Raw genomic sequence first — 24,932 nt, forward strand, 5'->3', positions numbered from 1 at the left:
GGGGAGAGGTGCCGAGCAACGCGAGGCGGAGAGGGGGGCTCCGTTTTCCGTTGCTCCCCCTCTCCGGCTTGCTTCGCAAGCCACCTCTCCCCCATTCCATGGGGGCTAGGAAGGGCGCTTGTGCCGGGGGGCAACTGAATGGACCGCCTGCGCGACAAGATCGTTCCCGTCACCGCGATCCTGCTTGGTATCGTGGCGATCTGGTATGTCGGGGCGTATCTCATGAACGCGCCGTTCCAGCGGGATCTGGACCGGCGGGGAGGCGAGACGCCGACGTTTTCGGAATTCGTCGTCAAGACGATGACCCAGCCGAAGCCGACACTGCCGGCGCCGCATCAGGTGGCGGTCAACTTTTTCGAGAATACGTTCCTGCGCAAGGTCACGTCGGCGCGCAGCCTCGTCTATCATGCATGGGTGACGCTTTCGTCGACGCTGGCGGGCTTCGCGCTCGGCACGGCGCTGGGCATCGCGATCGCCGTCGGCATCGTGCATGTGGCGACGCTCGACCGCTCTCTGATGCCGTGGATCATTGCCTCGCAGACGATCCCGATCCTGGCGCTCGCACCGATGATCATCGTGGTGCTCGCGGCGATCGGTGTTACAGGGCTGATCCCCAAGGCGCTGATCTCGACCTATCTGTCGTTCTTTCCCGTGGCCGTGGGCATGGTGAAGGGGCTGCGCTCGCCCGACATGCTGCATCTCGACCTGATGCGCACCTATAACGCCAGCAGCACACAGGTCTTCTGGAAGCTCAGGGTTCCGGCCTCAGTGCCTTATCTCTTCGCATCCATGAAGGTCGCGGTTGCGGCCAGCCTCGTCGGCGCCATCGTCGGCGAACTGCCGACCGGCGCGGTCGCGGGCATCGGCGCCAAGCTGCTCAACGGCTCCTATTACAGCCAGACGATCGACATGTTCTCCGCACTTCTTGCCGGCTCCGTGGTAGCCGTCATTCTCGTCAGCCTGGTCGGGCTTGCCGGCCGGCTCACCGAGCGCGCGATGGGAGGGCGTCCGGCATGAGTACCGCTGCTGCCCGTAATCCGTCGCTCTGGCCCGCATTGGCCGGTCTCACGGTCGCACTGGCGCTGGCCGCCTTTGTTCTCAACGCCCTCGGCGTCCCCAAATACGCGGTCGACTACCGCCCAGCCATTCTGGGTGCGGCCATTGCGGTCTGGCTTCTGGCATGGTGGGTCAATTCGCGGCTTTCGGCGCTTTCGTTGCAGGATCGTACGCTCAGCCTGCTGCGTAACGGCTTCGTGGCGCTGTCGTTCGGCGTGGTGCTGCTCTTCCTATGGGAAGTGCTGGTGCGCGCCTTCAACGTTCCCTTCGTGCTCCTGCCGCCGCCATCGGCCATTGGCGTGCGCCTCGTCAATTCGCTGCCGGTGCTGGCAGCAGACGTCAACCAGACGATCTTCAAGGCGGTTTTCGCGGGCTATGCGATGGGCTGTGCAGCGGGCTTCGTTGTCGCGATCCTCGCGGACCGGTTCCTGTTCCTGCGGCGCGGCCTGCTGCCCATCGGCAACATGGTCTCGGCGCTGCCGATCATCGGCATCGCACCGATCATGGTGATGTGGTTCGGCTTCGACTGGCAGTCCAAGGCCGCCGTCGTCGTGGTGATGACCTTCTTCCCGATGCTGGTGAACACGGTTGCAGGGCTCACGGCTGCCGGCCACATGGAGCGCGATCTGATGCGCACCTATGCGTCGAGCTATTGGCAGACGCTGTTCAAGCTGCGGCTGCCCGCGGCCATGCCGTTCATTTTCAATGCTCTCAAGATCAATTCGACGCTGGCGCTGATCGGCGCCATCGTTGCCGAGTTCTTCGGCACGCCTGTCGTGGGCATGGGGTTCCGCATTTCGACCGAGGTGGGCCGCATGAATGTCGACATGGTCTGGGCGGAAATCGCGGTTGCGGCGCTCGCGGGTTCCGTCTTTTATGGCGTGATCGCTCTCGCAGAAAGAGCCGTCACGTTTTGGCATCCGTCTATCCGTGGTGGGTAGGCCAATCCAGAGGGTAAAAAAGATGAAGAAATATCTCGTATCGATGATGGCCGGCGCGATGTCGCTGGCCGCCGCGCAGGCCTGGGCCGCAGACGCGGTGACGCTGCAGCTCAAGTGGGTCGCGCAGGCCCAGTTCGCCGGCTATTTCGTGGCGCTGGACAAGGGCTTCTACGAAGAAGAAGACCTCGACGTCACCATCAAGCCGGGCGGGCCGGACATCGCGCCGGAGCAGGTGATCGCCGGCGGCGGCGCTGACGTGATCGTCACCTGGATGGCGGCTGCACTTTCAGCCCGCGAGAAGGGCGTGCCGCTGGTCAACATCGCCCAGCCCTACAAGAAGGCGGGCATGCAGCTCGTCTGCCCGGCCGACGGCCCGATCAAGACGGAAGCGGACTTCCCCGGCCACACGCTCGGCGTCTGGTTCTTCGGCAACGAATATCCGTTCTATGCCTGGATGAACAAGCTCGGCTATTCGACCGAAGGCGGGGAGGGCGGCGTCACCGTGCTCAAGCAGTCCTTCGATGTGCAGCCGCTGATCCAGAAGCAGGCCGACTGCATCTCGGTGATGACCTACAACGAGTACTGGCAGCTCATCGACGCCGGCTACAAGCCCGAGGACCTGACCGTCTTCAACTATACCGAGATGGGCAACGACCTGCTCGAGGACGGGCTCTACGTGCTCGAGGACAAGCTCGCCGACGAGGCGTTCAAGGACAAGATGGTCCGCTTCGTACGCGCCTCGATGAAGGGCTGGGAATACGCGATCGCCAATCCGGAAGAGGCTGGCGGCATCGTCATGGACAATGGCGGGCAGGACGAGAACCACCAGGTGCGGATGATGAGCGAGGTCGCCAAGCTGATCGACACGCCGGACGCGAAGCTGATCCCGGAAGCCTACGAGCGCACCGCCAAGGCGCTGCTCGACCAGAAGATCATCGAGAAGGAGCCGGAAGGCGCCTACACGACGGAGATCACCGACGCGATGTGATCGGGACGGGACATGAAACATGGGAAGGGGCGGGCGACCGCCCCTTTCTCATTGCTGCGCATGGCGGACGCACGGCTGGCTAGCGTGCGCTTCGATGCCGTGCTCCGGTGGAGGCCAGCCCTTCCGCCATTGTCACCGCTGCGAAGACATTGTGTGCATCACACGCCCCGCGGGGCGGCTTGAGCGCCCGGCGCAAAGGACCTACCTGTGCGGCAACCCAATCCTTCCAGCTTTCGGGATGCTCCCATGAAAAACATCGGCTTTCTCTCGTTCGGCCACTGGTCGCCGTCGCCGCAGTCCGGCACGCGGAGTGCGTCTGATGCGTTGCTTCAATCGATCGACCTCGCGGTGGCTGCGGAGGAACTGGGCGCGGATGGCTCCTATTTCCGCGTGCATCATTTCGCGCGTCAGCTCGGCTCGCCGTTCCCGCTTCTGGCCGCCGTCGGCGCAAAGACCAGCCGGATCGAGATCGGCACCGCCGTCATCGACATGCGCTACGAGAACCCGCTCTACATGGCGGAGGATGCAGGCGCGGCGGACCTGATCGCCGGCGGACGGCTTCAGCTCGGCATCAGCCGGGGTTCGCCCGAGCAGGTGATCGATGGCTGGCGCTATTTCGGCTACGCCCCGCGCGATGGCGAGACCGATGCGGATATGGCGCGCGCCAATGCGGAGATGTTCTTCGAGCTTTTGAAGGGCAAGGGTTTCGCGCAGCCGAACCCGTCGCCGATGTTCCCGAACCCGCCCGGCCTCTTGCGGCTCGAGCCGCATTCGGAAGGCTTGCGCGACCGCATCTGGTGGGGCGCAGCGACAGATGCCACGGCGGTGTGGGCGGCCAAGCTCGGCATGAACCTGCAAAGCTCGACGCTCAAGTTCGACGAGACCGGCGAGCCGCTTCATGTGCAGCAGGCCAAGCAGATCCGCGCCTATCGCGAGGCATGGAAGGCGGCGGGACACGAGCGCACGCCGCGCGTTTCCGTCAGCCGCTCGATCTTTGCGCTGGTCAACGACATGGACCGGGCCTATTTCGGCCGTGGCGGCGAGAGCACCGATCATTTCGGCTACATCGAGCCGGAGAAGCGCGCCGTCTTCGGGCGTACCTATGCGGCAGAGCCCGATGTGCTCATCGAGCAGTTGCGTGAGGACGACGCGATCGCCGAGGCTGACACGCTGCTGCTGACGGTGCCGAACCAGCTCGGCGTCGACTACAACGCGCATGTGATCGAAGCGATCGTCAAGCACGTCGCGCCGGGCCTTGGCTGGCGCTAGCCAAGCGATCCGTCGCGTCGCCGGCCGGCTTGAAGGTCAGCCGGCCGACGCGGCGGTGAAGACGGCAAGCTGGTCGGCGAAAGCGCGTTTGTAGGCAGGCCTGGCTTCGCCGCGCACGACATAGGCGGCAAGGTTGGGATAGTCGTCCAGCATATCCGACGATGCCTTCAGCCTCAGCAGCACCGTCACCATCAGCAGGTCGCCGGCGCTGAACGCACCGTCGAGCCAGTCGGAATCGCCAAGGCGTGCGGAAAGCCCATCCAAACGCTTGCGGATACCGCTATCCAGAGAGCGCAGGCGCTGCTCGTACCAGGGTTCGTCGCGTTCGAGGATCATTGCGAGGCTGCGGTCAAAGATCGGCGGCTCCACCGTATTGAGCGCGGCGAACATCCAGGTAACCGCGCGCGCCCGGGCGTCGGGGTCTCTCGGCAGCAGACCAGCGTGTTGCTCCGCTATATGGAATACGATCGCTCCCGACTCGAACAGGGCAAGCTCGCCCTGCTCGTAGGTTGGAATCTGCCCGAAAGGATGAAGCGCGAGATGCGCGGGTTGCTTCATCTCCGCGAACGACACGAGGCGGACGTCATAGGGCTGGCCGACCTCTTCCAGCGCCCAGCGAACGCGCATGTCGCGCGCCAGACCCTTGCCGCGATCTGGCGACCGCTCGAATGCAGTGATGATGGGCTTCATCGTTAATCTCCAGCTCTTTGCATCTTGAGACCGAAGGACGCAGACGAGGTTCGTCATCCGACATCGTCGGCGATTTTTCCATCTACATTCCAAGTCGTCGGCGATCACGCCGCGACGAGGAGCTTTCGTCTCTCAACCTCGCGAAACGCTCCCGGGGTTTGGCCTGCGTGACGTCGAAAGAAGCGATTGAAATAGGCGGGGTCTGCAAAGCCGAGCGAATAGGCAATTGCCTGCACTGGGGTCGGCGTGAAGATCAGGTCGCGCCGGGCCGCTTCCATCAACTGGCGAGCCGCCAGTTCCTGCACCGAAAGCCCGGTGGCGGCGCGCGCAAGCCGGTTGAGATGGGCTGCCGAGACGCCGATGGATTGCGCATAGAACGTCACAGGCCGGTGCTCGCGGCAGTGCGCGGCGATCAGCGTTGTCAGCGTCTCGATCCGGTCTTCGGTAGCGGAAGCGTCACCCTGTACCGTCGATAGCGTACCGGCGCGAACCAGCGCGACGATCGCCGTCGTCATGAGCGGCTCGAGAAGCAGGAGCCGCCCGGCTGCGCGTCCGTGAAGCTCGGCGTGAAGCCGGCGCACGCTTTCGATCAGCAGGCCGGCGTTGTCGTCCTTAGGTCGCAGCGAAACCACCTGGCTCGTCGTCGCGAACGCCGCGATCCGCCGGTCCGCCGCGGCAAGGGAGGCGAGCCGGTCGCCGAGCGCGGTCAGGACCAGCCCGTCGATCTCGCGGGAAAAGCGGAAACCGTGCACCGCCCCCGCGGGGATGAACAAAACGCAGGGAGCCTCGAAATGCCGCAGGTCATTTGCACCCACGATCTCGCCGCTGCCGGCCGTCAGCAGGAATATCTGGAAGAAGGAGTCGTGCCGATGCCGGGAAATCTCCCAATTGTGCAGGTGCGTACGCTCAGGGATCGTTTCGCTGTGAATCCAGAAGTCTCCCGATTCTCCTGATTTCTCACGATAAAGGCGATATGAGGGGACCGCGTTGGTCATATCTCGCTCCGGCAGTGATGTTCGGATAGTGCAATCGATTGCCCGAATTGTCCATTGTTGGGAGGTCCGGCGGTCGGGCAGTATACAGGCTGCAAGCGGAGCCAGCCGGGGAGGAACGCCAGCATGCGCACGCAGGTTGTCATCATCGGCTCCGGCCCGGCCGGGCTGTTGCTCGGGCAGCTTCTCACCAATGCAGGTATCGACAACGTCATTCTGGAGCGGGTGAGTAAGGACTACGTTCTCGGCCGTATCCGGGCCGGCGTGCTGGAAGAAGGCATGGCCGGCCTGCTCGACGAGGCAGGCGCGGGTGAGCGGATGCGTCGCGAAGGCCTGCCGCATGACGGTTTCGATCTCACATTTTCCGGGAAGCATCACCGGATCGACCTGCACGGACTGACCGGCAAGCACGTTATCGTCTACGGCCAGACCGAGGTGACGCGCGACCTGATGGACAGGCGCGCGGCGGCTGGCGGCATCAGCATCTATGAGGCGGCCGATGTGCAGCCGCACGATTTCGATGGCGAACGGCCCTATGTCACGTACAGCAAGGATGGCGTCGAGCACCGGCTCGGCTGCGATTTCATCGCGGGCTGCGACGGCTATCACGGCCCTTCCCGCAAGGCGGTTGAAGGCGAGGGGCTGGAGACGTTCGAGCGTGTCTATCCGTTCGGCTGGCTGGGCATCGTGGCCGATGTGCCGCCCGTCAGCCACGAGTTGATCTATTCCAACCACCGGCGTGGCTTCGCGCTGTGCTCAATGCGCTCGGCCACGCGCAGCCGCTATTACGTCCAGTGTGCGCTGGACGACAGGGTCGAGGCTTGGTCCGACGACCGCTTCTGGGACGAAATCCGTTCGCGGCTGCCGGCGGAGACCGCCGAAGCGATGACGACCGGCCCGTCGATCGAGAAATCCATCGCGCCGTTGCGCTCCTTCGTAGCTGAGCCGCTGCGGTTCGGGCGCCTGTTCCTGGTCGGCGATGCCGGGCATATCGTGCCGCCGACGGGCGCCAAGGGGCTCAACCTCGCCGCAAGCGACGTGCGCTACCTGTTCGACGCATTGCAGGAGTACTATGCAGAGCAGTCCGCCGCCGGGATCGATGGATATTCGGCCCGGGCGCTGGCGAGGGTCTGGAAAGCTGAGCGCTTTTCCTGGTGGATGACGAACACGCTCCACCGCTTTCCGGATATGGGGGCGTTTGGGCAGCGCATACAGGAGGCCGAACTGGAATATCTGACAGGTTCGCGCGCCGCGTCCACGTCGCTTGCCGAGAACTATGTCGGCCTGCCTTATTGAGGATCAACCAATGAACGAAAAATCGAAACGGCACGAACAGGGCATGGCGACACGCCGGGCGGTGCTGGGCGACGCCCACGTCGACCGCGCAGAGGCCGCAAAGACGGCGTTTGATGCGCCGTTCCAGGAACTCATCACCGAGGCCGCGTGGGGGCATGTGTGGTCGCGCGACACGATCACCCGGCGCGAGCGCTCGATGATGACGCTGGCGCTTCTGGCCGGCCTCGGCAATTTCGAGGAACTGGCGCTGCACACGCGCGCCACGGCCAACACCGGCGCCACGCGTGACGACATCCTGGAAGTCATGCTGCACGTTGCGATCTATGCCGGCGTGCCGCGCGCCAACCACGCGATCAAGGTCGTCAAGCACGTGCTGGACGAGATGGACAAGGAGAAGGGCAAATGAGCGAGGGCATGCTCTCGAACCGCAAGCCGGAAACGGGCGCATTCTTCCAGCGCGACCGCGAGTGGCATCCGCAAGCCTATACGCCCTGGTACAAGACCTCCGTGCTGCGTTCGCCGCAGAAGGCGCTGCTGTCGCTCGACAACACGCTGTCGGAAATCACGGGTCCGGTCTTCGGCCACAATATCCTCGGTGCGCTCGACAACGACCTCATCCATAATTTCGCGAAGCCCGGTGAGAGCGCCATCGGTCCGCGCATCATCGTCTATGGCCGCGTTCTCGACGAGCGGGGCAGGGGCGTGCCAGGCGCGCTGCTGGAATTCTGGCAGGCCAATGCCGGCGGGCGCTATCGCCACAAGAAGGAGGGCTATATCGCGCCGCTCGATCCGAATTTCGGCGGCTGCGGACGCACGATCACCGACGAGGACGGCGGCTATGTCCTGCGGACCGTGCAGCCGGGGCCATATCCATGGCCGAATGGTCCCAACGACTGGCGCCCGGCGCATATCCACTTCTCGATCTTCGGGCATGGGTTCGCGCAGCGGCTCATCACCCAGATGTATTTCGAGGGCGACCCGATGATCCCGCTGTGCCCGATCGTCAAGACGATCAACGATCCCGCGGCGATCTCCGATCTGACGGCAGCACTCGACATGAGCGCGACGACGCCGATGGACAGCCGCGCCTACAAGTTCGACATCGTCCTGCGCGGTCGCCGCTCCACGCTCTTCGAAAATCGCCTGGAGGGGAACTGACCATGGCCCAGCCGCTCAATCGCTTCAAGGAAAGCGCGTCGCAGACCGCCGGTCCCTACGTTCATATCGGGCTGACGCCGAACTTTTCCGAAATCAGCGGTGTCTATCCGCACGACCTCGGCTCCAGCATGGTCAACGACAAGACGCGCGGGAAACGCATTGCCATCACCGGGCGCGTGCTCGACGGCACCGCGACCCCGCTGAGGGATGCGCTCGTCGAGATCTGGCAGGCCGACGCCGAAGGGCTCCACAACTCGCCCTCGGAGATGCGTGGTACGGCGGATCCCAACTTCACCGGCTGGGGGCGCTGCGCTACCGACATGGTGTCGGGCGAATTCCGTTTCGAGACGGTCAAGCCCGGCCGCGTGCCCTTCACCGATGGCAGGCTGATGGCCCCACACGTCACCTTCTGGATCGTCGCGCGGGGCATCAATATCGGCCTGCACACGCGCATGTATTTCGGCGACGAGGATGCGGCCAATGCCGAGGACCCGGTCCTCGCACGCATCGAGCACCGCGTGCGGGTGCCGACGCTGGTGGCCGAGCCTGTCGAAGGCGGCTATCGCTTCGACATCCATCTGCAGGGCGACAAGGAAACCGTCTTCTTCGACATCTGATGGCTTCGAGCGCCGTTGGTTGACACCGGCCGGGGCACCGTCATTCCCATTCATCTCATTCCAGCTGGTAAGAACCCGTGACCGTTTCGCCTTTCGACCATCCATTCCTTTCGGGGCTGCTCGGTGACGAGGAGGTCGGCTCATGCTTTTCTGTCGAGGCCGATGTCGCGGCGATGCTGGCATTCGAGACGGCACTTGCTGCAGCCGAGGTAGAAGAAGGGCTGATAGACAGCGATGCGGCAGCCGTAATTGCAGCGACCCTCGACACATTCGAACCCGAAATGGACGGGCTGCGGGCAGGGGTGGCGCGCGATGGCGTGGTGGTGCCGGAACTGGTGCGCCAGCTTCGCGCGGTGGTGGGGGAGCCCCATGCCAGCCGGATTCACTTCGGGGCTACGAGCCAGGACGTTATCGACACCAGCCTGGCCATAAGACTCAAGGATGCGATAGACATTATCGATGCGCGGCTGGCAGCGGTGGTCGATCAGCTCATGCGGCTGGAAGCGCGGGACGGCGCCATCGAGACGATGGCGCATACCCGCATGCAGTCGGCCATTCCCGTGCCCGCCTCGCGCAAGATCGCAAGCTGGCGCGAGCCGCTGGAACGGCATCGCGAAAGGCTCGCGGCGGTTCGCGACGATGTCTGCGTCCTGCATTTCGGTGGCGCGGCGGGGACGTTGGAGAAGCTTGGCGACGCGGCACCAGCCGTCACCCGACGGCTGGCCGAAAAGCTCGGGCTGCGGGCACTGTCCCGCGCGCGCCACAGTGAACGCGACGGGATCGTTGCATTTGCCTCCTGGCTTTCGCTCGTGACCGGAAGCCTCGGCAAGATGGGACAGGATGTGGCTCTGATGGCGCAATCGGAGGTGGGCGAGGTCAAGCTTTCCTCCGGCGGCGGCTCGTCCGCCATGCCGCACAAGGTCAATCCTGTCGATGCAGAGACGCTGGTGGCGCTCGCCCGGTTCAATGCAACGCTGGTTGCCGGCATGCACCATGCGATGGTGCATGAAAACGAGCGCTCGGGTGCGGCCTGGACGCTGGAGTGGCTGACGCTGCCGCAAATGGTGGTGGCGACAGCTTCTGCACTGCGCAAGGCAGAAGCGCTGGCCATGTCCATGGCGTTCCGCGAAACCGGCGCCCGAGGCTAGACCCTGCAAGGGGATTCCGCAGCGTCATCAGGCTTTTGCCGCATAATCCACGCGTGGCTCCTCCAATTTAAATCAAGCTTAACCAAAGCGCTCATTAGTGGTGCGCGGACGGGCAAATCGGCTCGCCGTCGGCGCGCTTGCCGATGGCGCGGCCTCGGGTATGCGTGTCTCCCTGTCAGATGACGGGGTAGGGCGACAGGGGTCCATACGGACCCGGAAATTGGGGGTTCTGCCATGAAGATTGGTAGCAAGATTTATGCGATCGTCGGCCTGATGGGCCTGGTCGCGGTGGCGATTGGCGGCATGGCCGTCTACACGCTCAACGAATACAATGCGCGCCTGGCCGCGCTGGAAAACGTGTCGGAGCGCGCCTATCTCGGCGAACGCCTCAACCGCACGGTCACCGCCGTGGTGATGGATGCGCGAGGCATCTATGCATCGCAGACAACGGAGCAGGCGGAGCAGTTCGGCAAGGGCATCCATCGCTGGCTTGACCAGATGGATGCGCTGCTGGCGCAGTGGCGGCCGCTGGTCGACGCCGAAGGGCTTGCGGATTTCAACGCGGTCGTGGATCGCTCAGCCGAGTTTCGCGCCTTCCGGGCCGAAACCGCACGCCTCGGCACCGAGGTGAGTCCGGCGGAAGCCAACATTCAGGGCAACAACGAGCAGAACAGGGCGAACCGCAAGGCGTTTCAGGCCGAAATCGACGCGGTCGTCAATCGCGACCAGCAGATCCTGGCGGACATGAAGGTCGACCTGGCTTCGTTCCAGACGCGCATGGCGATCCTCATCGGGTCCGTTGTTCTGGTGGGGCTTGCCGCCGGCGCGGGTGCTGCGGCCTATATCGGCACCGCACAGCTCAGCCGCCCGATCCGCGGCCTGACGGGAACCATGAAAATGCTCGCCGAAGGCAATCTCGAAGCGGATATTCCGTTTGCCGGTCGCAAGGACGAGATCGGCGAGATGGCCAAGGCGGTCGAGGTATTCAAGCAAAACGCGCTCAAGGTGCGCGAGCTGAATGCCCAGGAAGCAGCCCTTCAGGCCAAGAGCGCCGACCTGCAGACCAGCATTGCGGAAGTGGTTGCCAGCGCCGTGCAGGGCAATTTCGATCGACGCATCACGAAGGACTATCAGGACGCGGACCTCAACCGTTTCGCTGCAAGCGTCAACGAACTGGTGACCAGCGTCGACACGGGCATCGCCGAGGTTCGCCGCGTGGTGGCCAGCCTTGCCGAGGGCGACCTGACCCAGAGCATGACCGGCAATTTCCAGGGCGCGTTCGAGGAACTGCAGCACAACGTCAATTCCACCATGCAGACGCTGCGTAGTGTGTTGCGCGACGTTCGGATCACCTCGGACACGATCGGTTCCAATACCGTCGAGTTGCGCTCGGCTGCCGACGACTTGTCGCGGCGCACCGAACAGCAAGCGGCTTCCCTGGAGGAGACCTCCGCCGCGCTCGACGAGATCACCGCAACGGTGCGCGAGTCGACCGATCGTGCGCAGGAGGCAAGCCGGATGGTCGACGAGGCCCGTCGCTCTACCGAGCAGTCCACGAAGGTGGTGGCCGAGGCCGTCAGCGCGATGAGCCGCATTGAGCAGGCATCGGGCGAGATTGGGCAGATCATCAGCCTGATTGATGAGATTGCCTTCCAGACCAATCTTCTGGCTCTCAATGCGGGTGTCGAGGCGGCGCGGGCCGGCGAGGCGGGCAGGGGCTTTGCCGTGGTGGCGCAGGAAGTGCGTGAGCTCGCCCAGCGTTCGGCAACGGCCGCCAAGGACATCAAGGACCTCATCACCAAGTCCGGTGAAGAAGTCTCCACCGGCGTGCGGCTGGTCACGGCTACCGGCGAAGCGCTCGACACGATCCAGGCGCATGTCGTGCATATCAACGAGCATGTCCATTCGATTGCGAGCGCCGCCGGCGAGCAGTCGACGGGGCTCTCCGAAATCAACACCGCCATGAACCAGATGGATCAGGTCACCCAGCGCAATGCGGCGATGGTGGAAGAGACGACGGCGGCAACGCATCGCCTGTCGAGCGAGTCCGCCAGCCTTACCCAGCTCATTTCGCACTTCAAGGTCGAGGGAGGGGCCAGCGTGCGCGAGGCGGACGATTACAGCGCTTCCGTCCCTTCGCCTGCCAGAGTGCTCGGCCAGCGCGTCGCGGGCGCGTTCGGCGGCGTGGTGGCTGCGGAATAGCGGTCACGGCATATACGGGAAGAATGAGGGCGGCTCCAGGGCCGCCCTTTTTCATTGACGTTGCTCGTCGTGGTGCGGCTACATCGCGTTCATGGTCAGGAGTTCGTAGCCGGCGACCTGTTCTCCGTCCTGATTGACCACCGTAACGTCCCAGCGCACTTCGCCATATTCATCGTTGCGCCGCGTTTTCGTCTTCGCCGTCAGCCGTACCTTGAGGCTGTCGCCGGGCGAAACCGGCTTCATGAAGCGCAAATTGTCTAGGCCGTAGTTGGCCAGCACAGGTCCGGGCGCGGGATCGACGAAAAGCCCGGCGGCGAAGGACAGGATCAGGTAGCCGTGCGCGACGCGGCCGGGGAAGAACGGATTGGCCTTCGCCGCTTCCTCGTCCATATGGGCGTAGAAGGTGTCGCCGGTGAACTCGGCAAAATGCTCGATGTCCTCAAGCGTGACCTGCCGGCCCTTTGTCCACAGCGTATGGCCGATTTCCAGCTCCGGAAAACGCATCCGGAACGGATGGCGATCCTTCTCCAGCGTCTGCGCGCCTGCCACCCATCCCCCGGTGATGCCGGTCATCAGGTCAGGACTCGCCTGGATCGCGGTGCGCTGCATGTAGTGCATGACGCCACGAATGCCGCCCATCTCCTCGCCGCCGCCCGCGCGTCCCGGCCCGCCATGAACCATGTGGGGCAGGGGGGAGCCGTGGCCGGTCGCCTCCTTGCCGGTGTCGCGGTTTGCGAAATAGAGCCGGCCGTGGAACGCCCCGGCGACTTCCACGACCTGCCGCGCGACCGCTGGATCGCGCGTGAACACCGAGGCCACAAGCGAGCCGCCGCCGCGATTGGCAAGTGCTGCCGCGTGAGCGATGTCGCGATAGCCCATCACGATCGAGACCGGGCCGAACGCCTCAACGGCATGGATGCCCTCGGCACCGTCCGGGTCGTCGCAGGCAAACAGCAACGGCGAGATGAAAGCGCCTTTCTCGGCGTCGGCTCCGCTGACGTCGACCTTTCGCGGATCGCCATGCACGAGGCGCGCCTCGCGGGCGATTGCTTCGACCTTTTCGCGGACATCGGCGCGCTGGGCGAGGCTTGCCAATGCGCCCATGCGCGTTGCCTCGTCGCGCGGGTTACCGATCACGGTTTTCGCCAGCCTGTCGGCGACCGCCTCGATCACAGCGTCGCGGTGCTCGTCCGGCACGATAAGCCGGCGCATGGCCGTGCATTTCTGGCCGGCCTTGGCCGTCATCTCGCGATGCACTTCCTTGACGAAGGCGTCGAATTCCGGCGTGCCGGGGGACGCATCGGGCCCAAGGATTGAGGCGTTCAACGAATCCTGCTCGGCGATGAAGCGCACGGAATTTCGGATCAGATGAGGATTGGCGCGCAGCATGCCGGCTGTTGCCGCCGAGCCGGTGAAGGACACCACGTCCTGGCAGCCGAGCCGGTCGAGCAGGTCGCCGGTCGGGCCGGCAATGAGTTGCACGGCACCTTCCGGCAGTAGGGCGGATTCGATCATCATGCGGAACGCTGCCTCGGTGAGCCAGGCAGTGGCCGAGGCTGGCTTGACGATGGCCGGCACACCAGCAAGCAGGGTGGGCGCCAGTTTTTCCAGCATGCCCCAGACGGGAAAATTGAAGGCGTTGATGTGGACGGCGACGCCCTGCAGCGAGGTTGCGACATGCTGGCCGAGGAAGTTGCCGCCGCGCGAAAGCTGCTCAAGCGCGCCATCGACATAGATCGTGTCGTCCGGCAGCTCGCGCTTGCCCTTGGAGGCATAGACGAACAGCGTGCCGATGCCGCCGTCGATGTCGATCATCGAGTCTGCCTTGGTCGCGCCCGTCTCGTAGGAGAGCTCGTAGAGCGGGTCGCGGCGCTCGTTCAGATATTGCGCGAGCGCCTTCAGCATCGCTGCGCGCTGGTGGAAGGTCATGGCCCGCAGGGCGGGGCCGCCTGTCCGCCGGGCATGTTCGGCCATGCCGGCATAGTCGAGCCCGCCGCTACCGATCTCAGCCACCGCCTCGCCCGTGACGGCGCTCCGCAGCGTCAAGATGTTGCCGGCCGGCCCGATCCAGCGGCCCGTGGCATAGCTGTGAAGGGGGATGATGGTCATCTGTCACTCCTTGTCGAGACGCGGCTTTCCATTCACACAACCTCTGCCGGCAGGTGCGAAAAGCCCCTGAAGCGGACGCGGCCGGTGCGCTGTGGGCTGCCGGCCAGCCTGTAGTTCGGGAACCGTTGCAGGAAGCGCGAGATTGCGATGCGGCCCTCCATCCGCGCCAGCGAGAAGCCCGCGCAAAGGTGCGGCCCCTGCGCGAAGGCAAGGTGCCGGTTCGGCTTGCGAGTGAGGTCGAGGCGGTCCGGCTCGTCATACTGGCGTGGGTCGCGATTGGCAGCACCGATGCACAGATGGATGCGGGTGCCGGCAGCAATCTCCTCGCCGTGGAACTCGACGGGCTCCGTGGTCATCCGGTTGCCGAGCTGGTTCGGCGACTGGAAGCGCAGGAACTCGTCCACGGCGGTGTCGATCAGGCCGGGATCGGCCTCGAGACGGCGCCTTTCGCCCGGCCATTCCAACAGCTCGAACAGCGCGTTGCCGATCAGATTCGTGGTCGTCTCGTGGCCGGCATTGAGGATGAAGATGCAGTTCTGCAGAAGCTCGACATCGGAAAGCTGCTCGCCTTCATTGCCGTTGATGAGCCTGGTCAGCACATCGGTCGCCGGATCGCCGGGCTCCTTCCTGCGGCGTGCGGCAAGGTCGGCCAGATAGGCCTTGAAGTCGGTGACGGCGCGATTGCCCGCTTCCTGCTGCTGCGGCGTCAAGGTGGGTTCAAGCGCGCCCAGGATCGCCAGCGACCAATCGCGCAGAGGCCCACGCTCCTCGTGCGGCATCACGAACAGATTGCCGATCACCTCGATCGGAATGGCTGCGGCGAAATCCTCGATCAGGTCGACGTCGTTCTTCCGGGCCATGCGGTCGAGCAGGCCGTCGACCAGCGCGATCAGGCCCGGTTCCATCGCCGAGATGGCGCGCGGTGTCAGCGCCCCCATCATGATCTTGCGCACGCGCGTATGCAGCGGCGGGTCGTTGAAGACCAGGCTGGTGGTGTGATGCTCGTAGAGCGGTGTCTGGCCGAATTTCGGCAGGAACTCGACCTTCTTGTCGGACGAGAACGCCTTGGTGTCGCGATAGACGCGGTCGAGATCGGCGTAGCGTGAGAGCATCACAGAGCCGTCGGCGAAACGCTTGACCGGCGCGTGCTCGAGCAGCGCGCGATAGGTAGGGAAGGGGTCGTCCGCGAAGCCTAGTGGCAGAGCGTTGATGTCGAAACGCGCCGCCAGCGCGGCGTCGGATGTTGCTGCGTCCATCTGCACCGAATTCTCCTCCGCGATGCAATCCCTAGTATTATTGACCGGCCGGTCGGTTTATGCAAGTCTCCTCGCCAGTCTGCGAAGGGAGGATCGCATGGGGCTTTCGGCAGAGGAAATCGCGCAACGCAGCGCGCAGGCCATGTGGGCGCGGGACGATGCGTCGAAATGGCTTGGCATGAGCCTCGATGCGGTCGGGCCGGGCACGGCGACCGCCTCGTTCACCGTCGAGAAGCACCATACCAACGGCCACGACATTTGCCACGGCGGCTACATCTTCACGCTGGCCGACAGCGCCTTTGCGTTCGCCTGCAATTCCTACAATCAGCTCGCGGTGGCACAGCACAACACGATCAGTTTCCTGCGGCCAGGCAAGCTGGGGGAGCGGCTGACCGCGGTTGCGCGGGAAGTGACGCGGGCCGGCCGCTCGGGGCTCTACGACGTGACGGTGAGCGATGCAGCCGGCAAGGTGATCGCCGAATTTCGTGGGGCGTCGCGCGTGATCGACGGCAGGCATTTCGAGGAAGAGGCATGACCTTTAGGATCGTGCGTTTTCAGGAATTGGTGCGTCCTTCGAGGCTCGCTTTGCTCGCACCTCAGGATGAGGGAGGTGGGTTGATCGAACCCGCTCGCGGTGGGCTCGATGCATAACAGTCCTCATCCTGAGGTGCGAGCGCAGCGAGCCTCGAAGGACGCACTTTGTTGGCAGCGCGATGCAAGGCAGGCGATGAGTTGCGCCGGGAGGAGACGATGAAGGATTTGACGCCACGAAAGGAAGATCTCGATCCGATCGAGATTTCCTCGCGCGACGAGATTGCAGCCCTGCAGCTTCATCGGCTGAAGTGGTCGCTGCGTCATGCCTACGATAACGTGCCGCATTACCGGAAAAGCTTCGACGAGGCCGGCGTTCATCCCGACGACCTCACGACGCTATCGGACCTCGGCAAGTTTCCCTTCACCGTGAAGGCCGACCTGCGGGCCAACTACCCCTTCGGCATGTTCGCCGTTCCGCGCGAGAAGGTGGCGCGCATCCATGCCTCGTCAGGCACGACGGGCAAGCCTACCGTCGTCGGTTACACGAAGAACGACATCGACGTCTGGGCCGAATGCGTCGCCCGTTCGATGCGGGCCTCGGGCACGCGGCCGGGGGACATCGTCCATATCGCCTATGGCTACGGCTTGTTCACCGGCGGTCTCGGTGCGCATTACGGCGCGGAGAAGCTCGGCTGCACCGTGGTGCCGGTATCGGGCGGGATGACGCAGAGACAGGTCACGCTGATCGAGGACTTCCAGGCTTCGACCATCATGGTCACGCCGTCCTACATGCTCTCCATCCTCGACGAATATCGCGCCCAGGGGCTCGACCCGCGCAAGAGCCCGCTGCAGGTGGGCATCTTCGGCGCCGAGCCGTGGACAAACGCCATGCGCACCGAGATCGAGGATGCGTTCGACATGCATGCCGTGGACATCTATGGCCTGTCCGAGGTGATGGGGCCAGGTGTCGCCAACGAATGCGTGGAAACCAAGGATGGACTGCACATCTGGGAGGATCACTTCTATCCGGAGGTGATCGATCCGCAGACCGGCGAGGTGCTGCCGGATGGCGCACAGGGCGAACTGGTCTTCACATCGCTCAGCAAGGAAGCGTTCCCGATCATCCGCTATCGCACCCGCGACCTGACGCGGCTGCTTCCCGGCACCGCGCGGACCATGCGGCGCATGGAGAAGATCACCGGCCGCTCCGACGACATGATGATCCTGCGCGGGGTGAACGTGTTCCCGACGCAGATCGAGGAGCAGATCCTGAAGGTGGCGGGCCTCGCACCGCACTTCCAGATCGAGCTCCTGCGCGAGGGGCGGATGGACGAGATGGTCGTGCATGTGGAGGCCATTGCCAGCCATGCCGCCGGCGAGGCGCGCTCGGCCTGCGCAACCGATCTCGTCATGCGCATCAAGGAGGTTGTCGGCGTGTCGGTCAAGGTCAACGTCACCGAGCCCGACAAGGTGGCGCGCAGCCAGGGCAAGGCGGTGCGGATCGTCGACAACCGGCCGAAGAGCTGATGGCGCGGAGCCGCGCCAAGGACCATGACGAGAAGCGTGGCGCGATCCTGCACCGCGCCGCGATCGTCTTCGCGCGCGACGGCTACGACCGTGCCTCGATGGCGCGGTTGGCCAGCGAGTGCGGGGTCTCCAAGGCGCTGCTCTATCACTACTATGCCTCGAAGGAGGCGCTGCTTTTCGACATATTGCAGAATCACTTGAGCGCGCTGGTTGAAGCGGTGCAGGAGGCGGACGATCCCGCGCTGCCGCCAGAGGCAAGGCTCGAGGCGCTGGTTGGCGCGCTGCTGGAGGCCTATCGCGACGCCGATGCCGAGCACAAGGTGCAGGTCGACGCCCTGCGCCTGCTGCCCAACCCGGAGCAGGATCAGCTGAAGGCGCTGGAGCGGCGGCTCGTGGAGATCGTGGCTCGGGCCGTCCATGCTCTCGACCCGGCGACGTTCGACGGGACGCCGCTGCTCAAACCGGTGACCATGAGCCTCTTCGGCATGGTCAACTGGGCGTATATGTGGTTCCGGGACGGCGGGCCTGTCGGGCGGCAGGACTATGCGCGGCTGGCGGCGCGCCTGCTGGTGGGTGGGGTGAGGGCGCTGCGCTCCTGACTTGCCACCACGCGCGCCGTCGTGCCATCTGATGGCCTTATGCCAAAGTCCGCCGATCCGGCCGTTGCCGCCCTCGAAACCCTGATTGCGAACCTGCATGAACGCGGGCGTCCACGCGTCTGGTCGCTGGTCATCACGATTTTCGGCGATGCTGTGGTGCCTCGCGGCGGGCGCGTGCCGCTCACCGTGCTGCAGGACATCATGGCGCGGCTGCGCATCGAGCCGGGCGCCCTGCGCACCGCGCTGTCGCGGCTGGCCGGGGACAAGTGGGTAACGCGCGATCGGCGTGGGCGGCATTCGTTCTTCAGCCTGGACGAACACGGTCGCCACGCCTTTGACCTCGCCACACGGCGCATCTATGCGGCCGGCCCGCCGGGATGGGCGGGCAAGTGGACTGTTGCCGTAGCTGCGCCGGGCGCGAACGCGCAAGGCAGCGAACTGCCGGCACTCGGTTTCGTGCGGATCAATGGCGGGGTCCATATGCGGCCGGAAACCGACGACGCGCCCGATGCGACCGAGGCGCTTGCCGGCATGCTCGTCATCCACGGTGAAAGCGCGGAACACCCCGAGGCGTTTCGTGAATTATGGCCCTCGCAGGAGATAGCCGAGGCTTACCATACCTTCATTGCAGCGTTCCGCCCGCTTCACGAGGCATTGCGGAACGGCTCCGTGCTAGTGCCGATCGATGCCATCGCCGCGCGCACGCTTCTCGTCCACGACTGGCGGCGGATCGTTCTGCGCGATCCCGGCCTGCCGGGTGCGCTGCTGCCGCCATCATGGCCGGGGGCGCAGGCGCGTTCGATCGCGCGCGACATCCACGAAGTGTTGGCAGAGACTAGCGAGGTGTGGCTCGATATGGCCGGTCTCCCGGAGCCCGTCGATCAGTCCGCGCTGGCGCGGCGCTGGCGCGACCCGCGTCAGTCCTCCAGATAGGCAAAAGCCGAAGTCGCGGTGACGGCGACGCGCGTGTCGCCCTTCGCTTTCATCTCGACGCGCGCGTAGGCCATGCGCTTGCCGTTCGACAGTACCTCGACACGGATTTCGATGTCCCCCGGCTTTAGCGGCCGGATGAAATGGGTGGTCAGGTCCACGGTCGTGCAGATGCGGAATCGCCCGTTCAGCGCTGCCAGCGTCACCACGCAGGCCGTATCCGCCGCCGACGCGGTCGCCTGACCGCAGACCACACCGCCGACATGGACCAGCCGGTCGTTATGCGGCAGCACGAAACTGCCGCCGCTCTCATCGAACGAAACCGGCCTCAATCCCAGCTCGACGATCCACGGCGCGAACACGGTCTCCAGTGTCTTCTGCGCCTGCTCCATTCCGAATTGCGGCATGCTGCCCCTCTAACGTGTTACGAATTGTTGCAATCTATCGAAAATTTCGTTACATATGGATAGCGGACGGATATGCTATCATCCGACCATGGAGGAACTGCCATGTATAGCCAGGGATTGATCGGCGCGAAGACGGATTCGGCTGAGGACCAGGCCTTTCTCGACGCTTTCCAGAAGCGCATCGACGCAGAAGAAAAGATCGAACCGAACGACCCCATGCCGGAGGGCTATCGCCGCACGCTGGTCCGCCAGATCGGCCAGCACGCTCACTCGGAGATCGTCGGCATGCTGCCGGAGGGCAACTGGATAACGCGGGCGCCTTCGCTCCGCCGCAAGGCGGCTCTTCTGGCCAAGGTGCAGGACGAGGGCGGCCATGGGCTCTACCTCTATTCCGCTGCCGAGACGCTGGGCGTTTCGCGCGAGGGGATGACCGAGGAGCTGCTGGCGGGCAAGGCGAAGTATTCGTCCATCTTCAACTATCCGACGCTCACCTGGGCTGACATCGGCGCCATCGGCTGGCTGGTCGACGGGGCGGCGATCATGAACCAGATCCCGCTCTGCCGCTGCTCTTACGGGCCCTACGCCCGCGCCATGATCCGGGTGTGCAAGGAAGAGAGCTTCCACCAGCGCCAGGGCTACGAGATCATGATGACGCTGGCGAACGGCACGCCGGAACAGAAGGAGATGGCGCAGGACGCGCTGAACCGCTGGTGGTGGCCGTCGCTGATGATGTTCGGCCCGCACGATTCCGACAGCCAGCACGGCGACCAGTCGATGCGCTGGAAGATCAAGCGCTTCACCAATGACGAGCTGCGCCAGCAATTCGTGGATTCCACCGTGCCGCAGGGCGAATTCCTCGGCCTGACCTTTCCCGACCCGGACCTGAACTGGAACGAGGAGCGCGGCCACTACGATTTCGGTGCGATCGACTGGGACGAGTTCTGGCGCGTGGTCAAGGGCGGCGGTCCGATGAACAAGGAACGGCTGGCTGCCCGGCAGAAGGCTTGGGACGAAGGCGCCTGGGTGCGCGAGGCGGCCCTTGCACATGCAGAGAAGCGCAAGATACGCCGCGAGGCGGCGAAGATGGCGGCGGAGTGAGAGACATGGCAAGCAACGAAATCCCGCTGTGGGAAGTCTTCATCCGGCCGCGCAACGGGCTTGCGCACAAGCATTGCGGCTCGGTGCACGCAGCCGACGAGGTGATGGCGCTGCAGGCGGCACGCGACGTCTATACGCGGCGCGGCGAGGGCGTTTCGATCTGGGTCGTGCCTTCGGCCGCGATCGTCGCTTCCGATCCCGACCACAAGGACGAAAATTTCGAGCCGGCGCTGTCGAAAGTCTACCGGCACCCGACCTTCTACAAGATTCCCGACGATGTGGGGCATATGTGATGGACGTTTCGCGCGACCATCTCGTCACCTTCCTGCTCAGGCTCGCCGACGATCACCTGATCCTCGGCCATCGCCTGTCGGAATGGTGCGGCCATGCGCCGATGCTCGAGGAAGACCTTGCGATGCCCAATATCGCGCTCGACCTGATCGGCCAGGCACGGGCGCTCTACCAGTATGCGGGCGAAGTCGAGGGCAAGGGGCGCAGCGAGGACGATCTTGCCTACCTGCGCCGCGAGCGCGACTATTTGAACTGCCTGTTGGTCGAGCGGCCCAACGGCGATTTCGCGCACACCATGCTGCGCCAGTTCTATTTCGCGGCTTTCATGTACCCGTTCTGGGAGAAGGTGTCCGCCTCCACCGACGAGACGCTGGCCGGCATCGCCGCCAAGGCAGTCAAGGAAGTCGCGTATCATATCCGCCATTGCGGGGAGTGGGTCATCCGGCTGGGCGACGGCACCGAGGAAAGCGCCGCCCGCATGAAGGCGGCCGTCGAGGCGCTGGCGCCCTATGTCGACGAGCTGTTCGAGACGGACGCGGTAAGCGAAGCCGTTTCACAGGCGGGCATCGCGCCGGCGCCGGCCTCCTTGCGGTCGAGCTTCGACTCTACGGTCCAGCGCGTGTTCGCCGAAGCCTTTCTTGACATGCCGGAGACCGCCTGGCCGCAGACCGGCGGACGGCAGGGTCGCCACGGCGAGGCGATGGGCTACCTGCTTGCCGAATTGCAGCACATCCAGCGAACTTATCCGGGGGCGGTTTGGTGAGCGCACTGGCTGTCCTGTCGGCCCGTAAGGATGGCGGCGCCGCCCGTGCCTACGCGGCCGCCGCATCCGTGCCCGACCCGGAGGTGCCCTGCGTCACGGTGGCCGATCTCGGTATTCTGCGCTCGGTTGAAATCCTTGACGGCGTCGCGGTCGCCCGGGTGACGCCGACCTATTCGGGCTGTCCGGCGGTGCTGGCGATCGAGCTGGCCGTCGAGACGGCGCTGCGCGAAGCGGGCTTCGACGCGCGCGTCGAGCGTGTCATCTCGCCCGCCTGGACGACCGACTGGATCACCGAGGACGGCCGCCAGAAGCTGCGCGCCTACGGCATTGCGCCGCCAGTGAAGGCTTCCAACTCGATCCGTGCGCTGTTCGGCGAGACGCAGGTGGATTGCCCACAGTGCGGCTCACCGCACACCGAGCGTGTCTCCGAATTCGGCTCCACGGCCTGCAAGGCGTTGTACCGCTGCACGGCGTGCCGGGAACCGTTCGACTATTTCAAGTGCATCTAGGAACCGTCATGGCACCCAGATTTCACGACCTCAAAGTTGCTGCGATTGCGCGCGAAACGCCCGAGGCGGTTGCCGTCGCCTTCGAGATACCGGACGCGCTGAGGGAAACCTTCGCCTTCCGCCCCGGCCAGTACCTCACGCTTGCTACCGACATCGACGGAAAGGAGGCCCGGCGTTCCTACTCGATCTGCTCCGCGCCCGGCGAGCCGACCCTGCGCGTCGGCGTCAAGCGGGTGGCAGACGGTCGGTTCTCCAGCTTCGTCAACGAGCGCCTTTCCGTGGGCGACACGATCCGGGTGATGCCGCCGGAGGGCCGTTTCACCTCGCTGGCCGGCGAGCGGCACGACTACATCCTAATCGCGGCGGGGTCCGGCATCACTCCGATGCTGTCGATCGCCAAGACCGTTCTCGGCCACGAGCCCGACAGCACGATCACGCTGATCTACGGCAACCGCTCGACCGACACGATCATGTTCCGCGAGGAACTGGATGACCTGAAGGACCGGCACATGCGCCGTTTCTCGGTCGTGCATCTGCTTTCGCGCGAGGCGCAGGATGTCGAGCTTTTCAATGGCCGCATCGACGGCGCCCGCATCACCGAACTGGCAAATCGCGGCCTGACCGACGTGGCCGCGGCCGACGGCATCTTCCTGTGCGGGCCGGGGGAGATGATCGACGAGGTCTCGACCGCGCTGAAGGGGTTGGGTGTCGAGGGGGATCGCATCCGTTTCGAACGGTTCACGCCCTCTGGCGATGCGCCGGCACCGCGCCCGCGCTCGGCCAGGGCGCAGGATGCGGCGGAAGCCGGCGTCGAGATCGAGGTCGTGCTCGACGGCGTACGTCGCGCGTTCCCGATGGCCGAGACGGATGCAACCGTGCTCGACGCGGCGCATCGGGCGGGGCTGGAAATTCCCTATTCCTGCGCCGGCGGCATGTGCTGCACCTGTCGCTGTCGGGTCGCCGAGGGCGAGGCCGAAATGGCGGTCAACTACTCCCTGCAGCCATGGGAAATCGAGGCCGGCTTCACGCTCGCCTGCCAGACGCGCCCGACCTCGAAAAGACTGGTGCTCGATTTCGACGCGGCGTGAGCGGCGACGTCAGTCCTCGGACAGGTCCGCTTCCCAGTCGCGGCCGCCCCGAAAGATACGGAGAATTTCGACGCGGTCGTCGTGAACGGCGAATGCGATCGTCAGTCACCGCTCGAAGCCGACGATGCGCAGGCCGGGCAACACATCGTCGCGAGGGGTGTCTCGTCGTGACGCGATGTCCAGCCTCATGCAGTAGTCGACAAGACGATCAGTATAGCTGCGCGCGAAGCTCTTGCTTGTCCGCGCCTCCAGCCAGACTTCGATATCGAAAAGGTCTTGCTGTGCACTCTCGGACAATGACACCTTTCGCGATTTCATGATTGACTATCGCGATCAGCCCGACGTCGGCGCAGCTCCGCCATCACGTCTGCGATCGGGATCATGCGTTCCTTACCCGCTTTGACCCGGTCATACGTCTCCGCCACTTCCGTCCGCAGCCAGTGTTCGATTGCGCGGTCGTGCTGTTGCAATGCGCGGATGCCCGCGCGCACGACCTCGCTGGCGGAGCCGTACTCGCCAGACTCAACGAGCTTGTCGATGTAGTCGGCCTGCTCGACAGGCAGGCTCACGGTGCGACGGTCGATCTTGTTCATGGTCGTGTCCTTTCGCCATGGTATGAAGGATTCATACCATGGCTTTCGAAAGACGCCAACGCTCCCGCCGTCAGTCTCGCGCCCAGAGGAGGGCACGCAGGCGCGCGGCCGTCTCCCGTAATTCCTGATCGGGAACGCGCGGCGTGGCGCGATAGGTCACTATTTCCTCCGTGATGTAGCGCCGCGAGGTGATGTCGTCGCCGGCAACCATCGGCACCAGATGCGCGTGGGCGTGGGGAATGTCGCCGCCGGTAAACAGGAACGCGACGCGCTCGACCGCATAAGTCTCCTTCAGAACCGGCGCGAGGCGCTGCCCGGTCTCCAGGATGCGGGACGCGAGTGCCGCCGGCAGGTCGTCGAAATACGGATAGTGCGCGCGCGGGATGATCTGGATGTGGCCGGGACGGATCGGGCTAATGTCGAGGAAGGCGACGATGTCGTCATCTTCCCAGACGATGCTGGATGGGATGTCGCGCTTGCCGATAGCGCAGAACAGGCAGTTCGAAGCAAGGGTTTTCATGGCTCTCTCCGTGAACACGCTGCGATGCAACCCCGACCGTCCGCCGGGGCCAGCAGCGTTTCAATTCAAGAGCACGCGCTCCCGCAGCCCCGCACGTTGAAGTGACGGTCGGGGCCCTGCATTCGCTTGTCGTGGCGCGGGTCGGCGTTCATGGTCGCAGCTATACCAACTGCGGGCCGCTGCGCAAGCGGTGCAGCGTTTTCACCGTCTGTGCCGGGGACTAATCTCGAAAGAGCAGCTTCGGGCCGGGCGGGACAGGCGCTCGTCTGCCGTTTCGTTGGCCGAAGGAAGAAACCGGGAAAATCCCTTCGTTCGCCTTACCGCCACGCCCGGTTGACGCGGCCCGAAGCA

At 64.6% G+C, this 24,932-nt stretch carries 26 protein-coding genes and 1 pseudogene; 19 read left to right on the top strand and 8 right to left on the bottom strand.

Annotation, left to right across the window (positions count from 1 at the left end; translation table 11 throughout):
• Positions 1–138: 138 nt before the first annotated feature.
• The 4 genes and pseudogenes from ACVJNE_RS14125 to ACVJNE_RS14140 all read left to right on the top strand — a co-directional run bounded on the left by ACVJNE_RS14125 (position 139) and on the right by ACVJNE_RS14140 (position 4,254).
• Complete coding sequence (locus tag ACVJNE_RS14125) at positions 139–1,017, top strand: ABC transporter permease (RefSeq protein ID WP_499566533.1); 879 nt, start codon at positions 139–141, stop codon at positions 1,015–1,017.
• Positions 1,018–1,160: 143 nt separating this feature from the next.
• A pseudogene (locus ACVJNE_RS14130) lies at positions 1,161–1,997 on the top strand (ABC transporter permease); the annotation flags it as partial.
• Between the two features lie 22 nt (positions 1,998–2,019).
• Positions 2,020–2,985 (top strand): ABC transporter substrate-binding protein, encoded by a 966-nt coding sequence (locus tag ACVJNE_RS14135; RefSeq protein ID WP_499566535.1) that lies wholly within the window; start codon positions 2,020–2,022, stop codon positions 2,983–2,985.
• Positions 2,986–3,231: 246 nt separating this feature from the next.
• Positions 3,232–4,254, top strand: coding sequence for an LLM class flavin-dependent oxidoreductase (locus ACVJNE_RS14140; protein WP_499566537.1), 1,023 nt, complete (start codon positions 3,232–3,234; stop codon positions 4,252–4,254).
• 36 nt (positions 4,255–4,290) lie between these two features.
• On the opposite strand, the gene ACVJNE_RS14145 is transcribed toward ACVJNE_RS14140, so the two are convergent.
• Complete coding sequence (locus tag ACVJNE_RS14145) at positions 4,291–4,944, bottom strand: glutathione S-transferase family protein (RefSeq protein ID WP_499566539.1); 654 nt, start codon at positions 4,942–4,944, stop codon at positions 4,291–4,293.
• Positions 4,945–5,048: 104 nt separating this feature from the next.
• Positions 5,049–5,939, bottom strand: coding sequence for a helix-turn-helix domain-containing protein (locus tag ACVJNE_RS14150; protein ID WP_499566540.1), 891 nt, complete (start codon positions 5,937–5,939; stop codon positions 5,049–5,051).
• Positions 5,940–6,062: 123 nt separating this feature from the next.
• On the opposite strand from ACVJNE_RS14150, the gene pobA reads away from it, so the two are divergent.
• The 6 genes from pobA to ACVJNE_RS14180 all read left to right on the top strand — a co-directional run bounded on the left by pobA (position 6,063) and on the right by ACVJNE_RS14180 (position 12,357).
• On the top strand, positions 6,063–7,232 hold the full coding sequence (pobA, locus tag ACVJNE_RS14155) for a 4-hydroxybenzoate 3-monooxygenase (RefSeq protein WP_499566542.1): 1,170 nt from the start codon (positions 6,063–6,065) through the stop codon (positions 7,230–7,232).
• Positions 7,233–7,242: 10 nt separating this feature from the next.
• A complete protein-coding gene (gene pcaC / locus ACVJNE_RS14160) occupies positions 7,243–7,638 on the top strand; it encodes a 4-carboxymuconolactone decarboxylase (RefSeq protein ID WP_368804350.1) in 396 nt (131 codons plus the stop codon).
• Entirely contained in the window at positions 7,635–8,390 is a 756-nt protein-coding gene (gene pcaH / locus ACVJNE_RS14165; RefSeq protein ID WP_499566544.1) for a protocatechuate 3,4-dioxygenase subunit beta, read from the top strand. The genes pcaC and pcaH overlap by 4 nt, the downstream gene beginning before the upstream one ends.
• Before the next feature lie 2 nt (positions 8,391–8,392).
• Entirely contained in the window at positions 8,393–9,007 is a 615-nt protein-coding gene (pcaG, locus tag ACVJNE_RS14170) for a protocatechuate 3,4-dioxygenase subunit alpha (protein ID WP_499566546.1), read from the top strand.
• Between the two features lie 77 nt (positions 9,008–9,084).
• The gene (locus ACVJNE_RS14175) at positions 9,085–10,155 is read left to right on the top strand and encodes a 3-carboxy-cis,cis-muconate cycloisomerase (protein WP_499566547.1); all 1,071 of its coding nucleotides are present in this window, start codon (positions 9,085–9,087) and stop codon (positions 10,153–10,155) included.
• 234 nt (positions 10,156–10,389) lie between these two features.
• The gene (locus ACVJNE_RS14180) at positions 10,390–12,357 is read left to right on the top strand and encodes a methyl-accepting chemotaxis protein (RefSeq protein ID WP_499566549.1); all 1,968 of its coding nucleotides are present in this window, start codon (positions 10,390–10,392) and stop codon (positions 12,355–12,357) included.
• Between the two features lie 78 nt (positions 12,358–12,435).
• On the opposite strand, the gene paaZ is transcribed toward ACVJNE_RS14180, so the two are convergent.
• Together paaZ and ACVJNE_RS14190 are read right to left on the bottom strand one after the other, a co-directional pair.
• Positions 12,436–14,466 (bottom strand): phenylacetic acid degradation bifunctional protein PaaZ, encoded by a 2,031-nt coding sequence (gene paaZ / locus ACVJNE_RS14185; protein ID WP_499566551.1) that lies wholly within the window; start codon positions 14,464–14,466, stop codon positions 12,436–12,438.
• Between the two features lie 32 nt (positions 14,467–14,498).
• Positions 14,499–15,722, bottom strand: coding sequence for a cytochrome P450 (locus tag ACVJNE_RS14190; RefSeq protein WP_499566553.1), 1,224 nt, complete (start codon positions 15,720–15,722; stop codon positions 14,499–14,501).
• A gap of 97 nt (positions 15,723–15,819) precedes the next feature.
• Between ACVJNE_RS14190 and paaI the strand changes: the two genes are divergently transcribed.
• The 4 genes from paaI to ACVJNE_RS14210 all read left to right on the top strand — a co-directional run bounded on the left by paaI (position 15,820) and on the right by ACVJNE_RS14210 (position 19,315).
• On the top strand, positions 15,820–16,257 hold the full coding sequence (gene paaI, locus ACVJNE_RS14195) for a hydroxyphenylacetyl-CoA thioesterase PaaI (RefSeq protein ID WP_499566555.1): 438 nt from the start codon (positions 15,820–15,822) through the stop codon (positions 16,255–16,257).
• A gap of 215 nt (positions 16,258–16,472) precedes the next feature.
• Positions 16,473–17,783, top strand: a complete 1,311-nt coding sequence (gene paaK, locus ACVJNE_RS14200) for a phenylacetate--CoA ligase PaaK (protein WP_499566556.1) — start codon at positions 16,473–16,475, stop codon at positions 17,781–17,783.
• Entirely contained in the window at positions 17,783–18,382 is a 600-nt protein-coding gene (locus tag ACVJNE_RS14205) for a TetR/AcrR family transcriptional regulator (RefSeq protein WP_499566558.1), read from the top strand. Before paaK ends, ACVJNE_RS14205 begins: the two co-directional genes overlap by 1 nt.
• A gap of 39 nt (positions 18,383–18,421) precedes the next feature.
• Complete coding sequence (locus ACVJNE_RS14210; protein ID WP_499566560.1) at positions 18,422–19,315, top strand: PaaX family transcriptional regulator; 894 nt, start codon at positions 18,422–18,424, stop codon at positions 19,313–19,315.
• On the opposite strand, the gene ACVJNE_RS14215 is transcribed toward ACVJNE_RS14210, so the two are convergent.
• On the bottom strand, positions 19,300–19,719 hold the full coding sequence (locus tag ACVJNE_RS14215) for a PaaI family thioesterase (RefSeq protein WP_499566562.1): 420 nt from the start codon (positions 19,717–19,719) through the stop codon (positions 19,300–19,302). The genes ACVJNE_RS14210 and ACVJNE_RS14215 overlap by 16 nt on opposite strands.
• Positions 19,720–19,821: 102 nt before the next feature.
• On the opposite strand from ACVJNE_RS14215, the gene paaA reads away from it, so the two are divergent.
• The 5 genes from paaA to paaE are packed head-to-tail and all read left to right on the top strand — an operon-like array spanning position 19,822 to position 23,468.
• Positions 19,822–20,817 carry a 1,2-phenylacetyl-CoA epoxidase subunit PaaA gene (paaA, locus tag ACVJNE_RS14220; RefSeq protein ID WP_499566564.1) on the top strand — a complete coding sequence of 332 codons (996 nt, stop codon included), beginning with the start codon at positions 19,822–19,824 and terminating at the stop codon, positions 20,815–20,817.
• 5 nt (positions 20,818–20,822) lie between these two features.
• Positions 20,823–21,110, top strand: a complete 288-nt coding sequence (gene paaB, locus ACVJNE_RS14225) for a 1,2-phenylacetyl-CoA epoxidase subunit PaaB (protein WP_499566566.1) — start codon at positions 20,823–20,825, stop codon at positions 21,108–21,110.
• The gene (gene paaC / locus ACVJNE_RS14230; RefSeq protein WP_499566567.1) at positions 21,110–21,871 is read left to right on the top strand and encodes a 1,2-phenylacetyl-CoA epoxidase subunit PaaC; all 762 of its coding nucleotides are present in this window, start codon (positions 21,110–21,112) and stop codon (positions 21,869–21,871) included. The genes paaB and paaC overlap by 1 nt, the downstream gene beginning before the upstream one ends.
• 5 nt (positions 21,872–21,876) lie before the next feature.
• Entirely contained in the window at positions 21,877–22,380 is a 504-nt protein-coding gene (gene paaD, locus ACVJNE_RS14235) for a 1,2-phenylacetyl-CoA epoxidase subunit PaaD (RefSeq protein ID WP_499566987.1), read from the top strand.
• A gap of 8 nt (positions 22,381–22,388) precedes the next feature.
• Complete coding sequence (gene paaE, locus ACVJNE_RS14240; protein WP_499566569.1) at positions 22,389–23,468, top strand: 1,2-phenylacetyl-CoA epoxidase subunit PaaE; 1,080 nt, start codon at positions 22,389–22,391, stop codon at positions 23,466–23,468.
• Between the two features lie 105 nt (positions 23,469–23,573).
• Here the strand turns inward: paaE and ACVJNE_RS14245 are convergent, their stop codons facing one another.
• The 3 genes from ACVJNE_RS14245 to ACVJNE_RS14255 form a co-directional block, all read right to left on the bottom strand.
• Positions 23,574–23,786, bottom strand: coding sequence for a type II toxin-antitoxin system RelE/ParE family toxin (locus tag ACVJNE_RS14245; protein WP_499566571.1), 213 nt, complete (start codon positions 23,784–23,786; stop codon positions 23,574–23,576).
• A complete protein-coding gene (locus ACVJNE_RS14250; protein WP_499566573.1) occupies positions 23,783–24,061 on the bottom strand; it encodes a type II toxin-antitoxin system ParD family antitoxin in 279 nt (92 codons plus the stop codon). Before ACVJNE_RS14250 ends, ACVJNE_RS14245 begins: the two co-directional genes overlap by 4 nt.
• Positions 24,062–24,131: 70 nt before the next feature.
• The gene (locus ACVJNE_RS14255) at positions 24,132–24,581 is read right to left on the bottom strand and encodes an HIT family protein (RefSeq protein WP_499566575.1); all 450 of its coding nucleotides are present in this window, start codon (positions 24,579–24,581) and stop codon (positions 24,132–24,134) included.
• Positions 24,582–24,932 lie beyond the last annotated feature (351 nt).

The sequence above is a fragment of the Mesorhizobium sp. DxT genome (assembly GCF_058448885.1).

What these genes read in the sequence shown, in the direction of transcription:
- pcaG (WP_499566546.1), top strand. Translation starts at nt 8,393, where the DNA reads ATGGCCCAGCCGCTCAATCGCTTCAAGGAAAGCGCGTCGCAGACCGCC.
- paaB (WP_499566566.1), top strand. Translation starts at nt 20,823, where the DNA reads ATGGCAAGCAACGAAATCCCGCTGTGGGAAGTCTTCATCCGGCCGCGC.
- ACVJNE_RS14215 (WP_499566562.1), bottom strand. Translation starts at nt 19,719, where the DNA reads ATGCCGCAATTCGGAATGGAGCAGGCGCAGAAGACACTGGAGACCGTG.
- paaA (WP_499566564.1), top strand. Translation starts at nt 19,822, where the DNA reads ATGTATAGCCAGGGATTGATCGGCGCGAAGACGGATTCGGCTGAGGAC.
- pcaC (WP_368804350.1), top strand. Translation starts at nt 7,243, where the DNA reads ATGAACGAAAAATCGAAACGGCACGAACAGGGCATGGCGACACGCCGG.
- paaE (WP_499566569.1), top strand. Translation starts at nt 22,389, where the DNA reads ATGGCACCCAGATTTCACGACCTCAAAGTTGCTGCGATTGCGCGCGAA.
- paaI (WP_499566555.1), top strand. Translation starts at nt 15,820, where the DNA reads ATGGGGCTTTCGGCAGAGGAAATCGCGCAACGCAGCGCGCAGGCCATG.
- ACVJNE_RS14140 (WP_499566537.1), top strand. Translation starts at nt 3,232, where the DNA reads ATGAAAAACATCGGCTTTCTCTCGTTCGGCCACTGGTCGCCGTCGCCG.
- ACVJNE_RS14255 (WP_499566575.1), bottom strand. Translation starts at nt 24,581, where the DNA reads ATGAAAACCCTTGCTTCGAACTGCCTGTTCTGCGCTATCGGCAAGCGC.
- paaZ (WP_499566551.1), bottom strand. Translation starts at nt 14,466, where the DNA reads ATGACCATCATCCCCCTTCACAGCTATGCCACGGGCCGCTGGATCGGG.
- ACVJNE_RS14210 (WP_499566560.1), top strand. Translation starts at nt 18,422, where the DNA reads ATGCCAAAGTCCGCCGATCCGGCCGTTGCCGCCCTCGAAACCCTGATT.
- ACVJNE_RS14125 (WP_499566533.1), top strand. Translation starts at nt 139, where the DNA reads ATGGACCGCCTGCGCGACAAGATCGTTCCCGTCACCGCGATCCTGCTT.
- pcaH (WP_499566544.1), top strand. Translation starts at nt 7,635, where the DNA reads ATGAGCGAGGGCATGCTCTCGAACCGCAAGCCGGAAACGGGCGCATTC.
- paaC (WP_499566567.1), top strand. Translation starts at nt 21,110, where the DNA reads ATGGACGTTTCGCGCGACCATCTCGTCACCTTCCTGCTCAGGCTCGCC.
- ACVJNE_RS14245 (WP_499566571.1), bottom strand. Translation starts at nt 23,786, where the DNA reads ATGAAATCGCGAAAGGTGTCATTGTCCGAGAGTGCACAGCAAGACCTT.
- ACVJNE_RS14180 (WP_499566549.1), top strand. Translation starts at nt 10,390, where the DNA reads ATGAAGATTGGTAGCAAGATTTATGCGATCGTCGGCCTGATGGGCCTG.
- ACVJNE_RS14250 (WP_499566573.1), bottom strand. Translation starts at nt 24,061, where the DNA reads ATGAACAAGATCGACCGTCGCACCGTGAGCCTGCCTGTCGAGCAGGCC.
- ACVJNE_RS14135 (WP_499566535.1), top strand. Translation starts at nt 2,020, where the DNA reads ATGAAGAAATATCTCGTATCGATGATGGCCGGCGCGATGTCGCTGGCC.
- ACVJNE_RS14190 (WP_499566553.1), bottom strand. Translation starts at nt 15,722, where the DNA reads ATGGACGCAGCAACATCCGACGCCGCGCTGGCGGCGCGTTTCGACATC.
- paaK (WP_499566556.1), top strand. Translation starts at nt 16,473, where the DNA reads ATGAAGGATTTGACGCCACGAAAGGAAGATCTCGATCCGATCGAGATT.
- ACVJNE_RS14150 (WP_499566540.1), bottom strand. Translation starts at nt 5,939, where the DNA reads ATGACCAACGCGGTCCCCTCATATCGCCTTTATCGTGAGAAATCAGGA.
- ACVJNE_RS14145 (WP_499566539.1), bottom strand. Translation starts at nt 4,944, where the DNA reads ATGAAGCCCATCATCACTGCATTCGAGCGGTCGCCAGATCGCGGCAAG.
- pobA (WP_499566542.1), top strand. Translation starts at nt 6,063, where the DNA reads ATGCGCACGCAGGTTGTCATCATCGGCTCCGGCCCGGCCGGGCTGTTG.
- ACVJNE_RS14205 (WP_499566558.1), top strand. Translation starts at nt 17,783, where the DNA reads ATGGCGCGGAGCCGCGCCAAGGACCATGACGAGAAGCGTGGCGCGATC.